20 protein-coding genes are annotated in these 19285 nt (G+C 71.5%); 18 read left to right on the top strand and 2 right to left on the bottom strand.

Features of this window, described 5'->3' with window-relative positions:
* Positions 1-19: 19 nt before the first annotated feature.
* From ACQPWZ_RS13480 to ACQPWZ_RS13455, 6 genes are all read left to right on the top strand, one after another.
* Complete coding sequence (locus tag ACQPWZ_RS13480; RefSeq protein WP_433571442.1) at positions 20-814, top strand: class E sortase; 795 nt, start codon at positions 20-22, stop codon at positions 812-814.
* A gap of 132 nt (positions 815-946) precedes the next feature.
* Positions 947-1105 (top strand): DUF3311 domain-containing protein, encoded by a 159-nt coding sequence (locus ACQPWZ_RS13475; RefSeq protein ID WP_340477857.1) that lies wholly within the window; start codon positions 947-949, stop codon positions 1103-1105.
* Positions 1102-2610 (top strand): sodium:solute symporter family protein, encoded by a 1509-nt coding sequence (locus ACQPWZ_RS13470; RefSeq protein ID WP_433571441.1) that lies wholly within the window; start codon positions 1102-1104, stop codon positions 2608-2610. The genes ACQPWZ_RS13475 and ACQPWZ_RS13470 overlap by 4 nt, the downstream gene beginning before the upstream one ends.
* Positions 2611-2670: 60 nt before the next feature.
* The gene (locus ACQPWZ_RS13465) at positions 2671-2991 is read left to right on the top strand and encodes a DUF6412 domain-containing protein (protein WP_313948995.1); all 321 of its coding nucleotides are present in this window, start codon (positions 2671-2673) and stop codon (positions 2989-2991) included.
* A 267-nt stretch (positions 2992-3258) separates the two neighbouring features.
* Entirely contained in the window at positions 3259-3996 is a 738-nt protein-coding gene (locus tag ACQPWZ_RS13460; RefSeq protein WP_340473270.1) for a YidC/Oxa1 family membrane protein insertase, read from the top strand.
* 126 nt (positions 3997-4122) lie between these two features.
* Positions 4123-4980 (top strand): fumarylacetoacetate hydrolase family protein, encoded by an 858-nt coding sequence (locus tag ACQPWZ_RS13455; RefSeq protein WP_340473269.1) that lies wholly within the window; start codon positions 4123-4125, stop codon positions 4978-4980.
* 356 nt (positions 4981-5336) lie between these two features.
* On the opposite strand, the gene ACQPWZ_RS13450 is transcribed toward ACQPWZ_RS13455, so the two are convergent.
* Positions 5337-5819, bottom strand: a complete 483-nt coding sequence (locus ACQPWZ_RS13450) for a heme-degrading domain-containing protein (protein ID WP_313946141.1) — start codon at positions 5817-5819, stop codon at positions 5337-5339.
* Positions 5816-6901, bottom strand: coding sequence for a Gfo/Idh/MocA family oxidoreductase (locus ACQPWZ_RS13445; RefSeq protein WP_433571440.1), 1086 nt, complete (start codon positions 6899-6901; stop codon positions 5816-5818). Before ACQPWZ_RS13445 ends, ACQPWZ_RS13450 begins: the two co-directional genes overlap by 4 nt.
* A 193-nt stretch (positions 6902-7094) precedes the next feature.
* On the opposite strand from ACQPWZ_RS13445, the gene ACQPWZ_RS13440 reads away from it, so the two are divergent.
* The 12 genes from ACQPWZ_RS13440 (at position 7095) to ACQPWZ_RS13385 (ending at position 19285) form a co-directional block, all read left to right on the top strand.
* On the top strand, positions 7095-8450 hold the full coding sequence (locus ACQPWZ_RS13440; protein ID WP_433571439.1) for an ROK family protein: 1356 nt from the start codon (positions 7095-7097) through the stop codon (positions 8448-8450).
* 111 nt (positions 8451-8561) lie between these two features.
* Positions 8562-9479 carry a hypothetical protein gene (locus ACQPWZ_RS13435; RefSeq protein WP_433571438.1) on the top strand — a complete coding sequence of 306 codons (918 nt, stop codon included), beginning with the start codon at positions 8562-8564 and terminating at the stop codon, positions 9477-9479.
* Positions 9480-9509: 30 nt separating this feature from the next.
* A complete protein-coding gene (locus ACQPWZ_RS13430) occupies positions 9510-10274 on the top strand; it encodes a GntR family transcriptional regulator (RefSeq protein WP_313946144.1) in 765 nt (254 codons plus the stop codon).
* 171 nt (positions 10275-10445) lie between these two features.
* Positions 10446-11567 carry a TIGR03364 family FAD-dependent oxidoreductase gene (locus ACQPWZ_RS13425; protein ID WP_433571437.1) on the top strand — a complete coding sequence of 374 codons (1122 nt, stop codon included), beginning with the start codon at positions 10446-10448 and terminating at the stop codon, positions 11565-11567.
* Positions 11568-11572: 5 nt separating this feature from the next.
* Positions 11573-12250 carry a phosphonatase-like hydrolase gene (locus ACQPWZ_RS13420; RefSeq protein WP_433571436.1) on the top strand — a complete coding sequence of 226 codons (678 nt, stop codon included), beginning with the start codon at positions 11573-11575 and terminating at the stop codon, positions 12248-12250.
* A complete protein-coding gene (locus tag ACQPWZ_RS13415) occupies positions 12247-13320 on the top strand; it encodes an ABC transporter ATP-binding protein (RefSeq protein WP_433571435.1) in 1074 nt (357 codons plus the stop codon). The genes ACQPWZ_RS13420 and ACQPWZ_RS13415 overlap by 4 nt, the downstream gene beginning before the upstream one ends.
* Positions 13304-14185 carry a 2-aminoethylphosphonate ABC transporter permease subunit gene (locus ACQPWZ_RS13410; RefSeq protein ID WP_433571434.1) on the top strand — a complete coding sequence of 294 codons (882 nt, stop codon included), beginning with the start codon at positions 13304-13306 and terminating at the stop codon, positions 14183-14185. Before ACQPWZ_RS13415 ends, ACQPWZ_RS13410 begins: the two co-directional genes overlap by 17 nt.
* On the top strand, positions 14172-14969 hold the full coding sequence (locus ACQPWZ_RS13405; protein ID WP_433571433.1) for an ABC transporter permease: 798 nt from the start codon (positions 14172-14174) through the stop codon (positions 14967-14969). The genes ACQPWZ_RS13410 and ACQPWZ_RS13405 overlap by 14 nt, the downstream gene beginning before the upstream one ends.
* 15 nt (positions 14970-14984) lie before the next feature.
* Positions 14985-16046: a 2-aminoethylphosphonate ABC transporter substrate-binding protein gene (locus tag ACQPWZ_RS13400; protein ID WP_433571432.1), complete on the top strand. Its 1062-nt coding sequence runs from the start codon at positions 14985-14987 to the stop codon at positions 16044-16046.
* 134 nt (positions 16047-16180) lie between these two features.
* Positions 16181-17719 (top strand): alkaline phosphatase family protein, encoded by a 1539-nt coding sequence (locus tag ACQPWZ_RS13395; protein WP_433571431.1) that lies wholly within the window; start codon positions 16181-16183, stop codon positions 17717-17719.
* A 79-nt stretch (positions 17720-17798) separates the two neighbouring features.
* Positions 17799-18578 (top strand): HAD-IIA family hydrolase, encoded by a 780-nt coding sequence (locus tag ACQPWZ_RS13390; RefSeq protein WP_340473259.1) that lies wholly within the window; start codon positions 17799-17801, stop codon positions 18576-18578.
* Positions 18579-18706: 128 nt separating this feature from the next.
* Positions 18707-19285, top strand: coding sequence for a hypothetical protein (locus ACQPWZ_RS13385; protein ID WP_433571430.1), 579 nt, complete (start codon positions 18707-18709; stop codon positions 19283-19285).

Below are 19285 nucleotides of genomic sequence, written 5' to 3'. Positions count from 1 at the left end.
CAGCGCCTAACCTGCGCCCGTGCGGGAGCGGATACCGGTCGTGGTCCAGGGGCGCGGCTCGCGGAGGCGGGCCCGGTTCGCGGGTGCGCTGTGGGCCGTTGCTGAGATCACCGTCACACTCGGCGTCGTGGTGCTTCTGCTGGTGGTGCACCAGTTGTGGTGGACCAACCGGCAGGCCCGCGAGGGGGCCGAGCGCCGCGTTCACGCCCTGGAACGGGAGTGGGACGCCTCCGTCGGTGAGGCCCCGGAGGCCGAGCCGTCCGACGTTCCGCCCGGTGGCGAGGATCCGCCGGCCGCCGAAGGTGGGGGACGCGACCCCGGACCCCGCGAACGCGAGTCCGCACGCCCGCCCGCGCCCCGCTGGGACCAGGCGTACGCCGTCCTGCGTATCCCGCGCCTCGGTGTCGTGGCCCCCGTCGCCCAGGGGATCAGCAAACAGGGTGTCTTGGACAAGGGGTACATCGGGCACTATCCCGGCACCGCGCACCCCGGAGGCGGCGGCAACTTCGCCGTCGCCGGGCACCGCAACACCCACGGCGAGCCCTTCCGGCACATCGACCGGCTGCGCAGGGGGGACGAGATACGGGTCGAGACGCGGAGCGCGGTGTACGTGTACGCCGTCGACCGGGCCCTCACACGGACGAGCCCCCGGGACACCGGCGTCATCCGGCCCGTTCCCCGCAGTCTCGTCACGCCGTCCGCCGGGTACAGCGTGCCCGGCTACTACCTGACCCTCACCACCTGCACCCCGGAGTACAGCTCCCGGTACCGGTTGATCGTGTGGGGGAAGCTCACGTCGATGCGGCCGCGGTAGGGCACCGGGTCCAGGTCTGTCGTTTGGATCAGGCCGGATCAGTGTGCGTGCCAGGGCACGGGAACCCGGCAGGATCCGAACGACAGGCCTTAGGGTCCTGACGTGCTCAAGCGTCGTCCTCAACTGCTGTGGCTGCTCGTGCCGTACGTCCTGTTCGTCGGTGCGCTGCCGCTCGTCAACCGTGTCCGGCCCGTGCTGCTCGGGTTGCCGTTCCTCTTCGTCTGGCTGCTCGGGGCGACGCTGCTCACTCCGCTCGCCGTCTGGCTCGCCCGGCGGGGGGACCGCAGGTGAACGCCGTCGTCGCCACCTCGATCTTCGGCCTCTTCATGCTCGGCACCGTCGCTCTCGGGCTCCTCGCCGTACGCGGGCGGGGCGGTGGGAGCGGCGGGCTCGCCGAGTGGTCCGTCGGCGGGCGCAGCCTCGGGGCCGTCTTCATCTGGGTGCTGATGGCCGGCGAGGGCTATACGAGTTTCAGCTATCTGGGGGCCGCGGGCTGGGGCTACAACTACGGCTCACCCGTGCTGTATGTGGTGGCGTACATGTCCTGCGGCTACGCCGTCGGTTACGTCGTCGGCCCCATGCTGTGGGCCTACGCCCGCAAGCACGGTCTGGTGGGGATCACCGACATGGTCGCCCACCGCTACGACCGCCCCTGGCTCGGCGCTCTGGTCGCCTTCCTCGCCACCGTCTTCCTGCTCCCCTACATCCAGCTCCAGATCACCGGCATGGGTGTCGTCGTCTCGACCATCTCCTACGGTGCCATCAGCCTCAACTGGGCCTACTTCCTGGCCTTCGCCGTCACCACCGGCTTTGTCGTGGTGAGTGGTCTGCGCGGCAGCGCCTGGGTGTCCGTCCTCAAGGACGTGCTCGTCATCGCGACCCTGGGCTTCCTCGCGATCTATGTGCCCCAGCACTACTTCGGAGGCTACGAGGAGTTCCTCGGGCGGCTCGTCGACGACAAGAGCGAGTGGCTGACGCTGCCCGGGCACGGGGGCGGCGGTTTCGGGGAGCTGTGGTTTGCCACCACGACCCTGCTCAACTCCCTGACCGTCGTGATCTTTCCGACCACCGTCGCCGGCTACCTCGGCGCGCGCAACGCCGACGCCCTGCGCCGCAACGCGATGTGGCTGCCCGCCTACAACGTCCTGCTCTTCGTGCCGATGCTCCTCGGCATGGCGGCCCTCTTCGTCGTGCCGGGACTCGTCGGCGCGGAGTCCAACCTGGCCCTCTTCGAACTCGTCGTGGACTCGCTGCCGGCCTGGGCGGTCGGGATCGTCGGGGTGGCGGCGGCGCTGTCCTCCATCGTGCCGATGGCGGTCTTCATGCTCGTCATCGGCACCATGTGGGGACGCAGCGTCCTCTCCCTGGTGCCCGCGCTGCGCGAGCGGCAGAAGGGCGCGGCACAGATCGTCGTCGTGGCGGCCGGCGCGATCGCCCTGCTGCTGACGTACATCGCCCCCAACACGCTCGTACGGCTGTCCCTCATCTCGTACGAGGGGATGGCGCAGCTCCTGCCCATGCTGCTGCTCGGGCTGGTGTGGCGGCGGCTCACGTTCGCGGGTGCGCTGGCCGGTCTCGCCGTGGGGGTGACGATCGTCTGCGTGCTCGTCTTCACCGGGCACGATCCGGTGTGGGGCATGAACGCGGGCATCGTCGCCCTCGCCGCGAATCTGGCGGTCGCGCTGGCGGTGACGTACGCGCGCCCGGCCGACCGTGATCCACGGCCCGACGGGGAGGTGCTCGCCGAGGATCCCCTCCCTGCCGCCGATCCCTCCCGCGAGGCGCATCCTGTATAACGGCTGGAAGGTGTCCCGAAGGTGTTCGGGCAGCAGAGCGAGGAAGTGAGGTGGGAGCACATGGACGGCCGCCGGCTGTCGCGATGGGTGCACCCCTCCGCGTTCGCGCTGTTCCTGCTCTTCGAGATCCTGATCGCCGACGGCAGCAGCCTCTCCGCCGCCGTCGCGCTCGCCGCGACCGCCACGGCCTCGGCCGGTTCGGCACTGGTCGTCTGCGCCCTCATCAGCGCGCGCTGCGTGCCCGCCGTGCCCGTCACCCGGGTGCGTACCGCTCTGCGTGACCGGCGGCGGCGCACCGCGTTCCTGCCGCAGCGGGATCCGGACGCACGGGGCCGCACCAGGCCCAGGGCTCCCGGGCGTCTCGTCCTGACGACCGCGTAGGGGCGCAACCGCTCGCCGCCGGATCGCTCGCCGCCGGATTGCTCGCCGCCGGGCCACTGGCTTCCGGGCAGCTCGTTTCCGGACTGTTTGCGTGCGACGGATCGCGCGCCGGACCGCTTGCGTGCGAACGGATCGTGTGCGACGGATCGCTCGCGCGCCGGACCGCTCGCGCCGGCCCGGCATTTCCGCAGCCTCCGCACCCCCTCGCGGGTCGTCATGCCGCCATGACCGCATCCCGGCACGACGAGACCCACGGAGGGCTCACCCATGTCCGTATTCGCCAACCTGGTCGAGCAGCTCGCCGACCTGCTCCAGCCGCTCTTCCACGCATCCGCGACAGCCGCCGCGATCGTCCTGTTCACCGCACTCGTACGGCTCGCCGTCCACCCCCTCTCACGTGCCGCCGCCCGCGGGCAGAAGGCCAAGGCCCGGCTCTCGCCGCAGATCGCCGAACTGCGCAAGAAGCACGGCAAGAACCCCGAGCGCCTGCAGAAGGCGATGCTGGAGCTGCACACCAAGGAGAAGGTCTCGCCGCTCTCCGGGTGCCTGCCCAGCCTGTTGCAGCTCCCGGCGTTCTTCCTGATGTACCACCTGTTCTCCAGCAGCCGGATCGGCGGGGAGCCCAACGGTCTCCTCGGCCACACCCTCTTCGACGCCCCCCTCGGCGACCGCTGGGCGGACGCACTCGCGCACGGCGGGGTGTTCGGAGGTGCGGGCCTCGTGTACGTCGTGCTCTTCGCGGTCGTCACGGGCGTCGCGATTTTCAACTTCCGGCGCACGAAGCGTCAGATGGCGGCCTCACCGCTGCCGCAGGGGGACACCCCGGGCATGGGCGCGATGATGAAGATCATGCCGCTGATGTCCTTCGCGACGCTGATCACGGTGGCTGTGGTGCCGCTCGCCGCCGCGCTGTACGTCGTCACCAGCACGGCCTGGACCGCGGTCGAACGCACGGTCCTCTACCGGGACATGCCGACGGCCGGCGCGCTGGCTACCGCCGCGTAACAGTCCAGGTTGTGAACGGGGTCTTGCGGAGTGATCCGATGTCTTGGAGGATCAGCCAATCCTCAGAACCCCTCCGATGGCCGCTACCCATCGTCCGGGCTCGCACCGAACCAGGGGAGACAGACCATGAAGCTGCTGCGTGTCGGCACCTCGGGCGCCGAGCGCCCGGCCCTGCTCGACGGGGACGGGACCCTGCGCGACCTGTCCGGCATCGTCACGGACATCGACGGGGAGCTGCTCGCCGACGCCTCCGCCCTCGCCCGGATCCGGGCCGCGGCACAGGCTGGTGAGCTGCCCGCGCTCGCCGCCGACGGGCTGCGCACCGGCCCGCCGCTCGCCCGGATCGGCAAGGTCGTGTGCATCGGGCTGAACTACCACGACCACGCGGCCGAGACGGGGGCGGAGGCCCCCAAGGAGCCCGTCGTCTTCTTCAAGGCGGCGGACACGGTCGTCGGGCCGAACGACACGGTGCTGGTGCCGCGCCGCAGCCGCAAGACCGACTGGGAGGTCGAGCTCGCGGTCGTCATCGGGCGTACGGCGCGCTATCTGGAGGACGACGAGGACCCGCTGTCGTACGTCGCCGGATACGCGATCTCGCACGACGTGTCCGAGCGCGAGTTCCAGATCGAGCGCGGTGGTACATGGGACAAGGGCAAGAACTGCGAGACGTTCAACCCGCTGGGCCCCTGGCTGGTGACGGCGGACGAGGTACCGGACCCGCAGGCGCTGAGCCTGCGGCTGTGGGTGAACGGCGAGCTGAAGCAGAACGGCTCGACGGCCGACCAGATCTTCCCGGTGGCCGAGGTGGTGCGGTACGTCAGCCAGTTCATGACGCTGTACCCGGGAGACGTGATCAACACGGGTACGCCGGCGGGGGTGGCGATGGGGCAGCCCGAACCGAAGCCGTATCTGCGGGCGGGGGACGTGGTGGAGCTGGAGGTCGAGGGGCTGGGGAGGCAGCGGCAGGACCTCAAGGACGCGTAGCGCGCCTGGCGGCGCGGGGGTTGGGGGTGCGGGGTCGGCCCCCGGGGCCTGTGGTGCTGGGCTTCGGGGTCGGCCCCCGGGCCGCCGGGGTGCCGGGGCTTCGGGTTCCGGCCCCGAGCCGTGGGTGCGGCGAGTTCCGGTCCCGGCCACGGGGTGTGCTGGACGGGGGTCCGGGGTCGGGCCCCCGCCCAGTGGGCAGGTACGGCCTGCGGCCGTGTCCTCAAGCGCCGGACGGGCTGGATTTGGGCCGGCCGGTACGGAGGGTTTCGGCGCGTGGGCAGGTACGGCCTGCGGCCGTGTCCTCAAGCGCCGGACGGGCTGGAAATTGCCGGACGGGCTGGATTTGGCCGGGTCCGTTATGTGCCCGGTGGGGTGGAGGCCAGGAAGCGGGACAGGGCGTCCACCACCATCGCGTGGTCCTCTGCCTGGGGGAGGCCCGAGACCGTGACCGTGCCGATCACTCCCGCGCCCTCGACCGTGATCGGGAACGATCCGCCGTGTGCCGCGTACGTGTCCGGGTCCAGGCGGGACGACTCCTCGAACGTCGTGCCCTTCTCCCGGTGCCGCGTACCGACCAGGAACGAGCTCTCGCCGTAGCGCTCGACGACCCGCCGCTTGCGGTCGATCCAGGCGTCGTTGTCCGCGCTCGAACCCGGCAGTGCGCAGTGGAACAGCTGCTGCGCACCGCGGCGGATGTCGATGGCCACCGGGGCCTCACGCAGGTGCGCCATCTCGACCAGCATGCTGCCGAGCGCCCATGCGTCGGCATGGTTGAACCGGCGCAGGGTCAGACGGCGTTCCTGGTCGACCAGCTCATGGATGGTGGGGGGCGTTGTCATACGGACACCTCCACGGTGACGCCCTCACGGGCGGAGCGGCGCGCGGCCTCCAGGACCTCGAGCGCGGCGGCCGCCTGCTCGGCGGTGACCGGCGGGGGAGTGCCGTTGCGCAGGGCGTCGGCAACGGCCGCATAGTACGCAGGGTAGTCGCCCGGGAGCGTCTCCACCGGGTCGCCGCCGCCCGTCAGCGGTGACTCTCCGGCGCCGAGCCGGCCCCACTGCGACTCGTCCTCCACGCCCCACGGCTTGTGGGTGTCCGGGCGCTTGCCGTCGCGGAGGTCCGCCTCCTGCGGGTCCAGGCCGTACTTCACATATCCGGCGGCCGAGCCGAGGACGCGGAAGCGCGGGCCGAGCTGGGCGGTGGTGGCACTGGCGTAGAGGTGCGAGCGGACGCCGTTCGCGTGGGTGAGCGCGAAGAAGGTGTCGTCGTCGGCCTGGGCGCCGGGGCGGCGCAGGTCGGACTCCGCGTACACCAGGGTGACCGGGCCGAACAGCGTCAGCGCCTGGTCGACGAGGTGGCTGCCGAGGTCGTACAGCAGACCGCCGATCTCCTGCGGGTCGCCCGACTCGCGCCAGCCGCCCTTGAGCTGCGGGCGCCACCGCTCGAAGCGGGACTCGAAGCGCTGGACCTCACCGAGCGAGCCGTCCGCGATCAGCTTGCGGAGGGTGAGGAAGTCGTTGTCCCAGCGGCGGTTCTGGAACACGGAGAGCAGCAGACCGCGGGCCTTCGCGAGGGCGGCGAGTTCACGCGCCTCGGCGGCGGTGCCGGCGATCGGCTTGTCCACGACCACGGAGAGGCCCGCTTCGAGGGCGGCGGTGGCGACGGAGACGTGGGTCTTGTTCGGGGAGGCGATCACGACGAGGTCGAGTTCGCCGGCGTGGGCCCACAGTTCCTCGGGCGTGGCCACGAAGCGTACATCCGGGAACTCGGCGCGGGCCTGCTCCTGCCGCTCCGGGTTCGACGTGACGATCGTGTCGAGGACGAGGCCCTCGGTGGCCGCGATCAGCGGGGCGTGGAAGACGGAGCCCGCCAGGCCGTAGCCGACGAGTCCGACGCGGAGGGGGGTGCCGGTGCCAGTCATGGTCCCACTTAAGCAACGGTGTTGCCAAAGTGCAAGCGAGGGGGAGAATAGTCGGCATGAACACCAACGGGAGCAGGTACGGACGCGGGAGCGGGCAGGGAAACGGACGCGGCCTCGGCAGCGGGGGGCCGGTGGGGCCGAGCTGCCCGAACTGCCCGGCCTGTCCGGACTGCGCAGCGCGAACGCGGCGCGCGTGCTGGAGCTGTTGCGTGTGGCGGGCGAGGCCGGGATCAGCCGGCTCGAACTGGCGGAGGGCACCGGGCTCACCCCTCAGGCGGTCAGCAAGATCACGGCGCGGCTGCGGGCGAGCGGGCTGGTGGCGGAGGCGGGCTACCGCGCCTCCACCGGCGGGAAGCCTCGTACGGTGCTGCGCCTGGTCCCTCCGGCGGCGCACGCCGTGGGGCTGCACCTGGACCGTGACGAGCTGACCGTGGTGCTGCTGGACCTGGCGGGCGTCCTCGTCGGCCGGCGCGTGGTGCCGCTGGATCTGGGGGCCGGCGCGGATGCGGTGGTGGAGGCGGTGGCGGTCGAGGTGGAGTCCCTGCTGACCGCCTCCGAATCGGGCGGGGCTCTGTCCGCCGGGCCGCTCTCCGCCGGGCAGTCGTCCGCCGGGCCTCTCTCCGCCGGGCAGTCGTCCGGGGGGCAACCGGGTTCCGCGCCCGGCCACGAGCCCGCCGCCGGACCGGGCCCCGCTCGCGGCCCCGCCACCGGAACGGGCCCCGGCCTCCGACCCGCCGCCGTACCCGGACCGGCTCCCTGGCTCGCCGTACCCGGACCGGCCCCGCTGACTGCCGAACCCGCTCCCGACACGCACCCCGCCCCCAACCCCGGGACCTCCCACCGCGTCCTCGGTGTCGGCGTCGCCATGCCCGGGCCGCTCGATCACACCTCCGGCGTCCCTCATCGCGTCACCGGGTTCCCGCAGTGGGACGGCTTTCCCCTGCGGGACGCTCTCGCCGAGCGGCTCGGGCTGCCCGTCGCGCTCGACAAGGACACCAACGCCGCCGCTCTCGGTCTCGCCCTCCAGACCAATGCGGCAGCCCTCGGGCTCGCTCTGCAGGGGAGCGGGGACTCGTTCGCGTATCTGCATCTGGGGACCGGGCTCGGGGCGGGTCTCGTGCTCGGTGGCGGGCTCTACCGCGGGGCGCGGACCGGGGCCGGGGAGTTCGGGCATCAGGTCGTGCAGCTCGACGGGCCGTCGTGCGGGTGCGGCCGGCGGGGGTGCATCGAGGCGCTCTGTCTGGCGGCCGTCGCCGACGGGGACCTCGCGGCAGCGGCCCGGATTCTCGGCGTCGGCGCCGCCAACCTCGTGGAGCTGCTGGACATCGACCGCGTCCTGCTCGGAGGCCGGGTCGTCGAGGCCGCGGCAGGCACCTTCGTCCGTGGAGTGGGCGAGCAGGCGTCCGTGCCGGTGGAGCTCGCGAACGGTGGTCCGCACACGGTCGCGCAGGGCGCGGCACAGCTGGTGCTCGCCCCGGTCTTCGGGCGGGCCGAGGCGACCTTCTCGTCCCCGCTCCCGCCGTCCCGTACCGGGCAGAAAATACGCTGATAGGGCGGAGTTCGGCCGTTCGGGGACGTGCCTCCCGGGTCCCCGGGCGCCCGCGTGGCAGGGTCGCGCCCACGTCCCCTGCCCGCACCGGCCGAACAGCAAAGGTCAGCCATGCGACTGCGCAATGTCCTCGCCGCCGGCGCCGCCGCGGCCACCGTCGTCCCCGCCGCCCTCGCGGCCCCGGCGGCCGCCACCGCCGACCCGGCCGCGCGGGCCGCTGTCTCCGAGACCGCCGCCAACCAGGCCACCCCGAGCAACGCCACAGCGAACAACGACACAGCAAGCAAGGCCACAGCGAGCAAGGCCACCCCGAGCAACGCCACAGCGAACAACGACACAGCAAGCAACGTCACAGCGAGCAAGGCCGCCGTCGGCGTCACCGCCGTCCGTGCACCCGGGGACGAGCCCACCTGCGGCGCGGTGGCCGCCAAGAGCTTCCCGATCGACTCCCGTATCCACGGCGGCCCGCCCGTGCACCACCCCGGCGGCGGTTTCGAGCAGTGGTCCGTCGATCTCGCCAACACCACCGCGGAACCCTGCCGCAACATCCACCCGGTGATCGTCTTCGCCGCGCGGGACCGCGGGCTGACCCCGCCCAGGGTCACGCTCGAGTTCTACGACGAGGACGCCTCGCGCTGGCGGCCCGCTTCCCTGGAGACGACCGCCGAGGACGAGGTCGTGGGCGTACTCGACGACGGCGCGTTCGCCGGTTTCGCGGTGCCCGCCCGCGCGACCGTCACCGTCCGGGTCCGGTTCGCGCTGACCGCCGACACCCCGCCGAACCAGGTCACCGTCAACGCCGCCGTCGTCCAGCGGCGCGGTGACGACGGCGACTGGGTCGGAGAGTCGGGCGATTACCGCTTCGCCGTCATGGACGACGACGGTTCCGGCCTCTCGGTCACCCGCGACGAGCTCGCCACCACGGGCACCGGGGCGCTGGCCCGTCTCGGCATGGCTCTGGGCACCATCGTGCTGGGCAGCGCCGTCGTGGTGCTGGCCTCCAGGAAGCTGCGGACGGGCCGCCGCTGATCGTTCATATGCGTCTGCGAGCATCGGGCGGTGGACTACCCGAACGACCAGGCGCCCGGCGCCCCTGTCCGCTCCGGCATTCCGGAGCACGGACGCATCCCCAAGTACTACGCCGTCAAGGCGCGTGTCTCCGCGCTCGTCGACGAGTCGGCCGAGGGCGACCCGCTGCCGACCGAGCGCGATCTCGCCCTGCGGTTCGCGGTGTCGCGCGAGACCGTGCGCCAGGCGCTGCGCGAACTCCTGCTGGAGGGACGGCTGCGCCGACAGGGCCGCGGCACCGTCGTCGCCGGCCCCAAACTGGAGCAGCCGCTCTCGCTCGCGAGCTACACCGAAGGGGTGCGCAGGCAGGGCCGCAGGCCCGGCCGTAACCTCATCGGCCTGGACCGCTTTCCCTGCTCGGCGGCGCTGGCGGCGGAGATCGGCGCGAGCGTCGGCGAGCCGGTGTGGCACATGGAGCGGGTGCTGCTCGCCGACGACGAGCGCGTCGGGCTGGAGAGCACGTACGTCACCGTTGCCCGGGTGCCGCGCCTGGACGCCGACTTCGACCCCGACTCCTCCTTCTACGCCTATCTGCGGGAGCGGCTGTCCATCGCCTTCGGTGACGCGGACGAGCGGATCGAGACGGTGCTGGCGACACCGCGCGAGGCGTTGCTGATCGGTACGCCGCCGGCGCTGCCGATGCTGCTGCTCCACCGTCTGTCGCGCGACCCCGACGGCAGTCCGCTGGAGCGTGTACGGACGCTGTACCGGGGCGACCGCTTCAGCTTCACCACCCATCTCGGCAACGGCGGCTGACCGGCCGCGACACCCGCCCGGCAGCCGGCAGACGGCCCGCATGCGACCCGTACCGGACACGCGTCAATATCACAGAAAGATAACGGGTCTAGTCCAAGCTTGACGGCCCGTTCACCGTCCCGTTGCCGGTCGTCCCCGAACGGGACACCGGCCGCGAGGAGCGTTGCGGCCGTGAGAGTCATCGTCGTAGGAGCCGGCGTGGTGGGAACCATGCACGCCTGGCACGCAGTGGAACGCGGCCACGAGGTCGTACAGATCGAGCGGGAGCAGGAGGCCCGGGGCGCGAGTCTGCGCAACTTCGGACAGATCTGGGTGAGCGGCCGCGCGGGCGGGGTGGAGCTCGAAACCGCCCTGCGCGCCCGCGAGTTGTGGCAGTCCATCGGGCAGCGGGTGCCGGAGCTCGGCTTCCGGGCCATCGGTTCGCTCACCCCCGTGCGCAACGAGCTGGAACTGGCCGTGGCCGAAGCGGCGGTCGCCCGACCCGACGCCGCCGCCCGCGGCTACAAGCTGGTCACCACCGCCGAGGCGCGCGACATCAACCCCGCGCTGCGGGGCCGGTTCATCGCCGCCCTGTGGTGCGAGCGGGACGCGGCGGTGGAGCCGCGGCCCGCCCAACTGGCCCTGAAGAAGGCCCTGCTGGAGTCCGGCCGGTACACCTACCTCGGCGGGCGCGAGGTCCGTGACGTGGTGGGTGAGGCATCCGTCCGCGACGACCACGGCGATGTGCACAGCGGCGACGCCGTCGTGCTGTGCCCAGGGGCCGCGCTCTCCGGCCTCGTCCGCGAACTCGCCCCCGTCCTCCCCGTACGCCGCGTCCGGCTCCAGATGATGCAGACCGACCCGCTGGGCGAGCAGCTGACCACCTCCGTCGCCGACGCCGACAGCTTCCGCTACTACCCCGCCTACGCGAGCGAGGCGCTGGACGCTCTGGGCTCCGGCCAGCCGCAGGCCCCGACGGCCGCCGAGCACAAGATGCAGCTGCTGATGGTGCAGCGCCGCGACGGCGGGCTGACCATCGGCGACACCCACGAGTACGAGCACCCCTTCGCCTTCGACACCCTCGACGACCCCTACGAGCACCTGACCGGCGTGGTCGAGTCCTTCCTCGGCCGGCCGCTGCCGAAGGTCCGCCGCCGGTGGGCCGGGGTGTACGCGCAGTGCACCGACACGGGCCGTGTCGTCCACCGGGAGCAGGTGCGCGACGGCGTGTGGCTGGTGACCGGTCCCGGCGGGCGCGGCATGACCTGCTCGCCGGCGATCGCCGAGAAGACCGCGAACGAACTGGGCTGGTGATTTTGATGACCCGAACGAACCTCGTCGTCCTGGACATGGCCGGTACGACGGTCGCCGACGGCGGACTGGTCGAGCAGGCCTTCGCCGCGGCAGCCGAACGCCTCGGTGAGGCGCCCGAAGCGATGATCGGCCATGTCCGCGCCACCATGGGCGAGTCGAAGATCTCCGTGTTCCGGCACCTCTTCGGCAGCGAGGAGCGCGCACAGCAGGCCGACCGCGCCTTCGAGGAGGCGTACGGAGAGCTGGTGGGCGCCGGACGGATCGCCCCCGTCCCCGGTGCGGCCGAAGCCGTCGAGAAGCTGCGGTCCCAGGGCCGAACCGTGGTGCTGACCACCGGTTTCGCCCGCACGACCCAGGACGCGATCCTCGCCGCCCTCGGGTGGCAGGACCTGGTGGAGCTCACCCTCTGCCCCGCCGACGCGGGCGGACGCGGACGCCCCTACCCGGACATGGTGCTCGCCGCCTTCCTGCGGACGGGGGCGGTGGACGGCGTACGCGACATCGCGGTCGCGGGCGACACGTCGTACGACATGCTCAGCGGAGTGCGGTCCGGGGCGGGCGTCGTCGCGGGTGTGCTCACGGGAGCGCACGACAGGACGCAGCTGCTGGACCACGGTGCCACCCATGTGCTCGCGTCCGTGGCCGAGTTGCCGGATCTGCTCGCCGGGGTGGACGACCGATGAGCAGCGGCATCCGCTTCGAGAACGTCTCGGTCGCCTACGGCGCGGGCAGCGGCAGGAACACGGTTCTGGACTCGTTCGACCTCACCGTCGAACCCGGCGAGGTCATGGCCCTGCTCGGCCCCTCGGGCTCCGGCAAGACCACTGCCCTGCGCGCGGTCGCGGGCTTCGTACAGCCGTCCTCCGGGCGGATCCTCATCGGCGACCGCGATGTCACGGGCCTGCCGCCGCACCGCCGCGGGATCGGGATGGTGGTCCAGCAGTACGCGCTCTTCCCGCACATGAAGGTCGCGGACAACGTGGCCTTCGGGCTCAGGGCCCGGAAGACACCGCGGCGCGAGATCGCCGGGCGGGTCGCCGAGGCGCTGGAGATGACCGGGATGGCGGCGTACGCGCAGCGCCATCCGCGGGAGCTCTCCGGCGGGCAGCAGCAGCGCGTGGCGATCGCCCGGGCGCTCGCGATCCGGCCCGGGGTGCTGCTGCTGGACGAACCGCTGTCCGCGCTGGACGCCCAGCTCAGGTCCGGGATGCTGGCCGAACTGGCACGTCTGCACCGGGAGTTGCCCGACGTCTCGATCCTGTACGTCACCCACGACCAGGTGGAGGCGCTGACGCTGGCGGACCGGATCGCGGTGCTGGACAAGGCGCGGCTCCAGGACTGCGGCACTCCGCAGGACCTCTACCGGCGGCCGACGACCGAATTCACGGCGTCGTTCGTCGGCACCGCGAACCTGCTGCCGGTGACCGTGGGGGACCGCGGGGTCTCCTTCCAGGGCGCCGCACTCGACGTGGCCGTCGGGGAAGCCGCGCCCGGCGCGGGCGCCACCCTGTGTGTACGCCCGCATCTCGTCGGCCTGGGCGAGGGGCCCAACGCCCTGCGCGGACGCGTCGCCGAGGTGCAGTGGCGGGGCGCGACCCACCGGCTGTACGTCGAGGTCGACGGGCACCGGGTCACGGCCGATGTCCGCGAGCTGCGGGCGGTGCCGGTGCTCGGTGAGGACGTGACCGTCCACTTCGCGCCGGAGGATGCGGTGCTGCTGGGAGCGGGGGTCGGCCATGACCGGTCCGGCTGACTCCGTGATGGTGGCGGAGCGCCCGGCCCCGTCGCCGGTGCCCGCCCGTACCGCCCCGGTGCGCCGGGTGCCCGCCGCGGCCCTGTGGAGCCTGCCGCCCGTCGCCGTCCTCGCTCTCGTGTTCCTGTACCCCCTCGCCCTTGTGGTGCAGGAGTCGCTCGAACCGGGCGCCTACGGACGGGTCTTCGGCTCCGACGCCTTCCGCGAAGCGCTCTCCACGACGGTGTGGCTCGCCGTCGGCGCCACCGTCGGCTGTCTCGTCCTCGGGTTCGGCCTCGCGCTGGTCATCGCCTTCGTCCCGTTCCCCGGCGGGAAGGCCGTCGCCAAGTTCATCGACGTCTTCCTCTCCTTCCCGTCCTTCCTGATCACGCTCGCGCTGCTGTTCGTCTACGGCACGGTCGGGATGGCCAACGGGGTGTGGACGGACGTCACCGGGGCCGGCAGCGGACCGTTCCAGTTCCTCACCACGCCGTGGGGCGTACTCCTCGCGGAGATCACGTACTTCACGCCCTTCGTGATGCGTCCGCTGCTCGCCGCGTTCTCGCAGATCGACACCGCGCAGCTGGAGGTCGCCTCCTCGCTCGGGGCGAAGCCGGCCCGCATCGTCCGGCAGGTGATCCTGCCCGAGGCGCTGCCCGCGCTCGGCGCCGGCGGCAGCCTCGTGCTCGTCATGTGCCTGAACGAGTTCGGGATCGTCCTGTTCACCGGGGCCAAGGACGTCACCACGCTGCCGATGCTCGTCTACGGCAAGGCGATTCTCGAGTCCGACTACCCCGCCGCCTGTGTGGTCGCCGTGGTCAACATCGCGATCTCCGTCGGCCTCTACAGCCTCTACCGAATGGTCAGCCGTCGTGTTGGTGCATAGCCGCAAGGGCATGTGGGCCTGCTGGGCCCTCTTCCTTCTTCTGTTCGTGCCGCTGTTCGCGCTGCCGCTGCTCGTCATCGTCATCGCGTCGTTCTCCACGAACTGGTCCGGCGCCTTCCCCTCCGGGCCGACCGCCGCCCACTACACGTCGGCGGTGCGCGGGGAGTCGTTGCAGGCCCTGACCACCAGTCTGGTCACCGCGGTCACCGCGAGCCTGCTCGCGCTGACCGTCGGCAGCTGGGCCGCACTCGCCGCCGCCGGTCTGAAGAAGCGCGGACGCAGGCTGCTCGACGCGCTGTTCGTGCTGCCGGTCGCCGTCCCCTCGGTCGTCGTCGGCCTCGCGGTCCTGGTCGCCTTCTCCCGGCCCCCGATGCTGCTCAACGGCACCCGCTGGATCGTGATCCTCGCCCATACCGTCCTGGTCACCGCCTTCGCCTACCAGTCCGTCGCCGCCGCGGTCACCCGGCTCGACCCCATGTACGAGCAGGCCGCGGCCAGTCTCGGCGCCCGGCCCCTGTACGTCCTGCTCCGGGTGAGACTGCCGCTTCTGCTGCCGTCGCTCAACGCGGCCGCCGGGCTCTGTTTCGCCCTGTCCATGGGCGAGTTGAGCGCCACGATGATGCTCTACCCGCCGGACTGGATGCCGCTCCCGGTGCTGATCTTCACCGCCACCGACCGCGGGTCCCTCTTCACCGGCTCGGCCGTCGCGGTCGTCCTCATGGCGACCACGCTGCTCGTCCTGCTCGCCCTCTCCCGCATCCGTACCAAGGCCTCATTCCGCTAAGGAGCGCACCACGCCATGCTTACGCACACCCTCAAGCCGATCGCCGCCGTCGCCGGCAGCCTCGCCCTCGCCGCCTCCCTCTCCGCCTGCTCAGGCACCTCCGCCGCCGCCGACGAGAAGGTCGTCACCGTCTACAGCGCCGACGGCCTCAAGGGCGAGAACGGCGACGGCTGGTACGACCGCATCTTCAAGGACTTCGAGAAGCAGACCGGGATCAAGGTCAAGTACGTGGAGGGCGGCTCCGGCGAGATGGTGCAGCGCGCGGTCCGCGAGAAGTCCAACACCCAGGCCGATGTCCTCGTCACCCTCCCGCCGTTCATCCAGCAGGCCGGCTCCAAGGGACTGCTCCAGAAGTACGAGCCGCAGGGCGTGGACAAGGTGAACGGCGCGGACAAGTCCGCCGACGGGACCTGGACCTCGGTCGTCAACAACTACTTCGGGTTCATCCACAACACGAAGCAGCTGCCCAAGGCTCCGGGGACCTGGGAGGCGCTGCTGGACGGCAGGTTCAAGAACAAGCTCCAGTACTCCACCCCCGGTGTCGCGGGCGACGGCACCGCGGTCGTCATCAAGGCGATGCACGACTTCGGCGGCAAGGAGCCGGCGATGGAGTACCTGAAGAAGCTCCAGGGCAACAACGTGGGCCCGTCCTCGTCCACCTCCAAGCTGGCGCCCAAGGTCGACAAGGGCGAGATCCTCGTCGCCAACGGCGATGTGCAGATGAACCACGCCCAGTCCGCGTCCATGCCGAACCTCGGCATCTGGTTCCCGGCGAAGAGCGGCAGCCGGCCGACCACCTTCGCGCTGCCGTACGCCGCCGGGCTCGTCCATGACGCCCCGCACACCGCGAACGGCCGCAAGCTGCTCGACTTCATGCTCAGCGAGACGGCGCAGCGCCAGGTCAGCGCGATCGGCGGCGGCTTCCCCGCCCGCTCCGACATCAAGCCCACCGACGACAACGCCATCGCGCTCGCCAAGGTGATGGAAGGCGTGGAGATCTTCGAGCCGGACTGGAAGGACATCGACACGAACCTCCAGTCGTACATCGATGCCTGGAAGTCCGCGACCGGCAGCTGAGAGTTCATCCATGCCCTCTGGTCCGCGCCGATCTGTCGCGGAACGATAACGGGTACGGACCGACGCCCCTGAGGAATCAGGGGCGTCGTTCTGCCCACTCCACCCTCGGAAACCCACCCCTGACGGAGGATCAGATGCCGATCAACGGCATGTCCCGCCGCTCGGTACTCGCCGCAGGAGCCGCGACCGCCGCGGTCGCCGCCACCGGCACCCTCGCAGCACCCGCCGCCTATGCGGCCCCCACGCTGCCGAACGGCACCAGCAAGGACAAGGTGCTCGTCATCGGCATGGACGGTCTGCGCCACGACCGGATCGACGCGGCCAACGCCCCGCACCTGAAGTCCCTGATGGCGAACGGGACGTACGGGCTCTCGCTGCTGTACGCGCCGCCGATGGCGGCCACCTCCTCCGGCCCCGGCTGGTCGACGATCGCCACCGGCGTCTGGCCCGACAAGCACGGCGTCAAGGACAACTCCTTCGCCGGCAAGAACTACGGCACGTACCCCGGGTTCCTGGCACGGCTGGCGCAGGTGCGCCCCGAGCTCTCCACCTACGCTGCCGTCGACTGGAAGGCGCTGGACGACCAGGGCACCGTCACCCCGGGGACCGACGTCAAGCTCGTGCTCGACGGGGACCGCGACGGCTACCCGGGCCACGACGCGACCATCGCGAACGAGACCGAGTCGATCCTGCGGTCCCAGAACCCGGACGTGCTGTTCGTCTACCTCGGCAACACCGACGCCGTCGCGCACAGCTCCGGCACCGGGCAGCGCTACCTCGACGCCATCGCCGTCCAGGACGGCTACCTCGGCCGCTTCCTCACCGCGATCAAGGCCCGCCCGTCCTACGCCACCGAACGCTGGACGGTCATCGTTTCCACCGACCACGGCCACGCCGACGCCGGCGGCCACGGCGGCAGCTCCGTCGAGGAGCGGCGCACCTTCGTCCTCGCGCAGGGACCCGGCATCGCGGCCGGCGCCCGGCCCGCCGACACCCGGCTCGTCGATGTCGCCGCCACCGTCTTCCACCAGCTCGGCATCGTGCCCGACGCGTCCTGGGGCCTGGACGGCAAGCCGGTCCAGCAGCGCTCCACGGACCCCTTCGACACCCTGCTGCCGTCCCTGACCGGCCGCGTGGACGAGACCGGCATCCCGGCGGGCGTCCTCGGCTTCACGCACACCGCGCCGAGCGGCTGGTCCGTCATCAACAGCGCGATGGGCACCGGCGGTATGACCGAGTGGCGCGGCTGGGCCTTCGCCACCGACGAGTTCTGGTCCCGGTCGCAGCGCGACCAGTGGCGCGAGCTCAACGTCCGCTCGCGCGGCGTCTTCGCCGTAGCCGACTCCGACGAGTGGGACGACAAGGCGAACTCGGGACCGTACGACTCGACGCTGGTGACCCCGGCGTACGGGGTGTCCGGGAAGACGACCGTACGGCTGGACTTCACCACCCTCTACCGTCACGAGGCCAGCCAGAGCGCCGAGGTCCTCGCCTCCTTCAACGGCGGCACGCCGACCCGCATCAAGAGCTACACGGCGGACGTGGTGTCGAAGCCGCAGTCGCTGAGCGTGAGCGTTCCCGCGGGGGCCTCCGGCGTCAGCTTCCGCTTCCGCTACACGGGGGCGAACAACTGGTACTGGGTGATCGACGGGGTCAAGGTCACCGCATCCTGATTAGGCTGGTGGCGCCGGGGGGCACAGCGGCGTGCCCCCGGCGCCACCAGCACACTGCGTACGGCAGGAGTCCCGTCACATGGCAGAGCGCAAGCCGATCGAGTCCTGGCTCACCGACATGGACGGTGTCCTGATCCACGAGGGTGTGCCGATCCCCGGCGCGGACGCCTTCATCAAGAAGCTGCGGGAGACCGGGAAGCCGTTCCTGGTCCTGACGAACAACTCCATCTACACGGCGCGCGACCTGCACGCACGGCTCGGCCGTATGGGGCTGGACGTGCCCGTGGAGAACATCTGGACCTCGGCCCTCGCGACCGCCCAGTTCCTGGACGACCAGCGGCCCGGCGGTACGGCCTACGTCATCGGCGAGGCGGGGCTCACCACCGCGCTGCACGACATCGGCTACATCCTCACCGACCAGGAGCCGGACTACGTCGTCCTGGGGGAGACCCGGACGTACAGCTTCGAGGCCCTCACCAAGGCCATCCGGCTGATCAACGCCGGGGCGCGGTTCATCTGCACCAACCCGGACGAGACCGGTCCCTCCGCCGAGGGCCCGCTGCCCGCCACCGGGTCCGTCGCGGCGCTGATCACCAAGGCGACCGGCCGCGATCCGTACTTCGCGGGCAAGCCGAACCCGCTGATGATGCGGACCGGCCTGAACGCCATCGGCGCCCATTCCGAGACCAGCGCGATGATCGGCGACCGGATGGACACGGACGTGCTCGCGGGCCTGGAGGCGGGCATGGAGACGTTCCTGGTCCTCACCGGCGTGACGACGCCGGATCAGATCGACCGCTTTCCGTTCCGGGCCTCCACGGTCGTCGACTCGATCGCGGACCTCGTCGACCGCGTGTGACGCCCGCCCGGCATCACCCTCACCCAGCGTATTTGTGCAGGTCAGGAGTGTAAGGGTCGGGCAAGATCGCTCCAGCGGATGCGAAAACGCGCCAGACGCGTGAATCTTTCGGTGTCAGGAGGTTCACAATGCGTTCAAGTTCGATTGCTCTCCGTGCCGCTGGTGTGGCCGCCGTCCTGGTGCTCGCACCCTTCGCCCCCGAGGCCCGCGCGGACGATGCCGTGGATGTCACGGTGTCCCCGGCCGACGCCGTACCGGGCGACGAGGTGGAGGTCCTGGTCAAGGGCTGCAAGACCACCGCGGGTGCCGCGACGTCGGTGGCCTTCGTCTCCGCCGCCGAGCTCGCCTGGCAGGACGGACAGCGCTCCCGGCTGTTCGTGGAGACGCGGGTGAAGTCCTCCGTGAAAGTCGGCACCTACACGATCGGTGTGACGTGCGACGGCCGCAAGCACCCGGACGTGGGTGTGCTGAAGGTCGTCGAGCGCCGGGCGAAGGCGTCCGCGTCGGCGGAGCCGACCCCGGACGCGCCCGTACGGGCCGGCGGCGGCGGTACGGCGGCCCTGGCCGCCGACCAGGAGCACGTCGAGGTGCGGGACGGCGCGGGCCCGGGCACCGGGCACGCCGTGACCGGTCTGGTCCTCGCGGGTGTGGCGGCCGTCGCGGTGGCCTTCCGTGGCTCGCGGCGGCGCCGGTCGGGTGCTGAGTGA

The sequence above is a fragment of the Streptomyces sp. CA-251247 genome, assembly GCF_050952975.1.
Lineage (GTDB): Bacteria > Actinomycetota > Actinomycetes > Streptomycetales > Streptomycetaceae > Streptomyces > Streptomyces achmelvichensis.
Note: the sequence above shows the minus strand (reverse complement) of the source record. Positions and strands in the feature narration are given on the sequence as shown.

Bases quoted from the DNA above. Each gene is read 5' to 3' on its own strand.
- ACQPWZ_RS13465 (WP_313948995.1), top strand. From the start codon at position 2,671: ATGGACGGCCGCCGGCTGTCGCGATGGGTGCACCCCTCCGCGTTCGCG.
- ACQPWZ_RS13460 (WP_340473270.1), top strand. From the start codon at position 3,259: ATGTCCGTATTCGCCAACCTGGTCGAGCAGCTCGCCGACCTGCTCCAG.
- ACQPWZ_RS13455 (WP_340473269.1), top strand. From the start codon at position 4,123: ATGAAGCTGCTGCGTGTCGGCACCTCGGGCGCCGAGCGCCCGGCCCTG.
- ACQPWZ_RS13450 (WP_313946141.1), bottom strand. From the start codon at position 5,819: ATGACAACGCCCCCCACCATCCATGAGCTGGTCGACCAGGAACGCCGT.
- ACQPWZ_RS13445 (WP_433571440.1), bottom strand. From the start codon at position 6,901: ATGACTGGCACCGGCACCCCCCTCCGCGTCGGACTCGTCGGCTACGGC.
- ACQPWZ_RS13435 (WP_433571438.1), top strand. From the start codon at position 8,562: ATGCGACTGCGCAATGTCCTCGCCGCCGGCGCCGCCGCGGCCACCGTC.
- ACQPWZ_RS13420 (WP_433571436.1), top strand. From the start codon at position 11,573: ATGACCCGAACGAACCTCGTCGTCCTGGACATGGCCGGTACGACGGTC.
- ACQPWZ_RS13415 (WP_433571435.1), top strand. From the start codon at position 12,247: ATGAGCAGCGGCATCCGCTTCGAGAACGTCTCGGTCGCCTACGGCGCG.
- ACQPWZ_RS13410 (WP_433571434.1), top strand. From the start codon at position 13,304: ATGACCGGTCCGGCTGACTCCGTGATGGTGGCGGAGCGCCCGGCCCCG.
- ACQPWZ_RS13400 (WP_433571432.1), top strand. From the start codon at position 14,985: ATGCTTACGCACACCCTCAAGCCGATCGCCGCCGTCGCCGGCAGCCTC.
- ACQPWZ_RS13395 (WP_433571431.1), top strand. From the start codon at position 16,181: ATGCCGATCAACGGCATGTCCCGCCGCTCGGTACTCGCCGCAGGAGCC.
- ACQPWZ_RS13390 (WP_340473259.1), top strand. From the start codon at position 17,799: ATGGCAGAGCGCAAGCCGATCGAGTCCTGGCTCACCGACATGGACGGT.
- ACQPWZ_RS13385 (WP_433571430.1), top strand. From the start codon at position 18,707: ATGCGTTCAAGTTCGATTGCTCTCCGTGCCGCTGGTGTGGCCGCCGTC.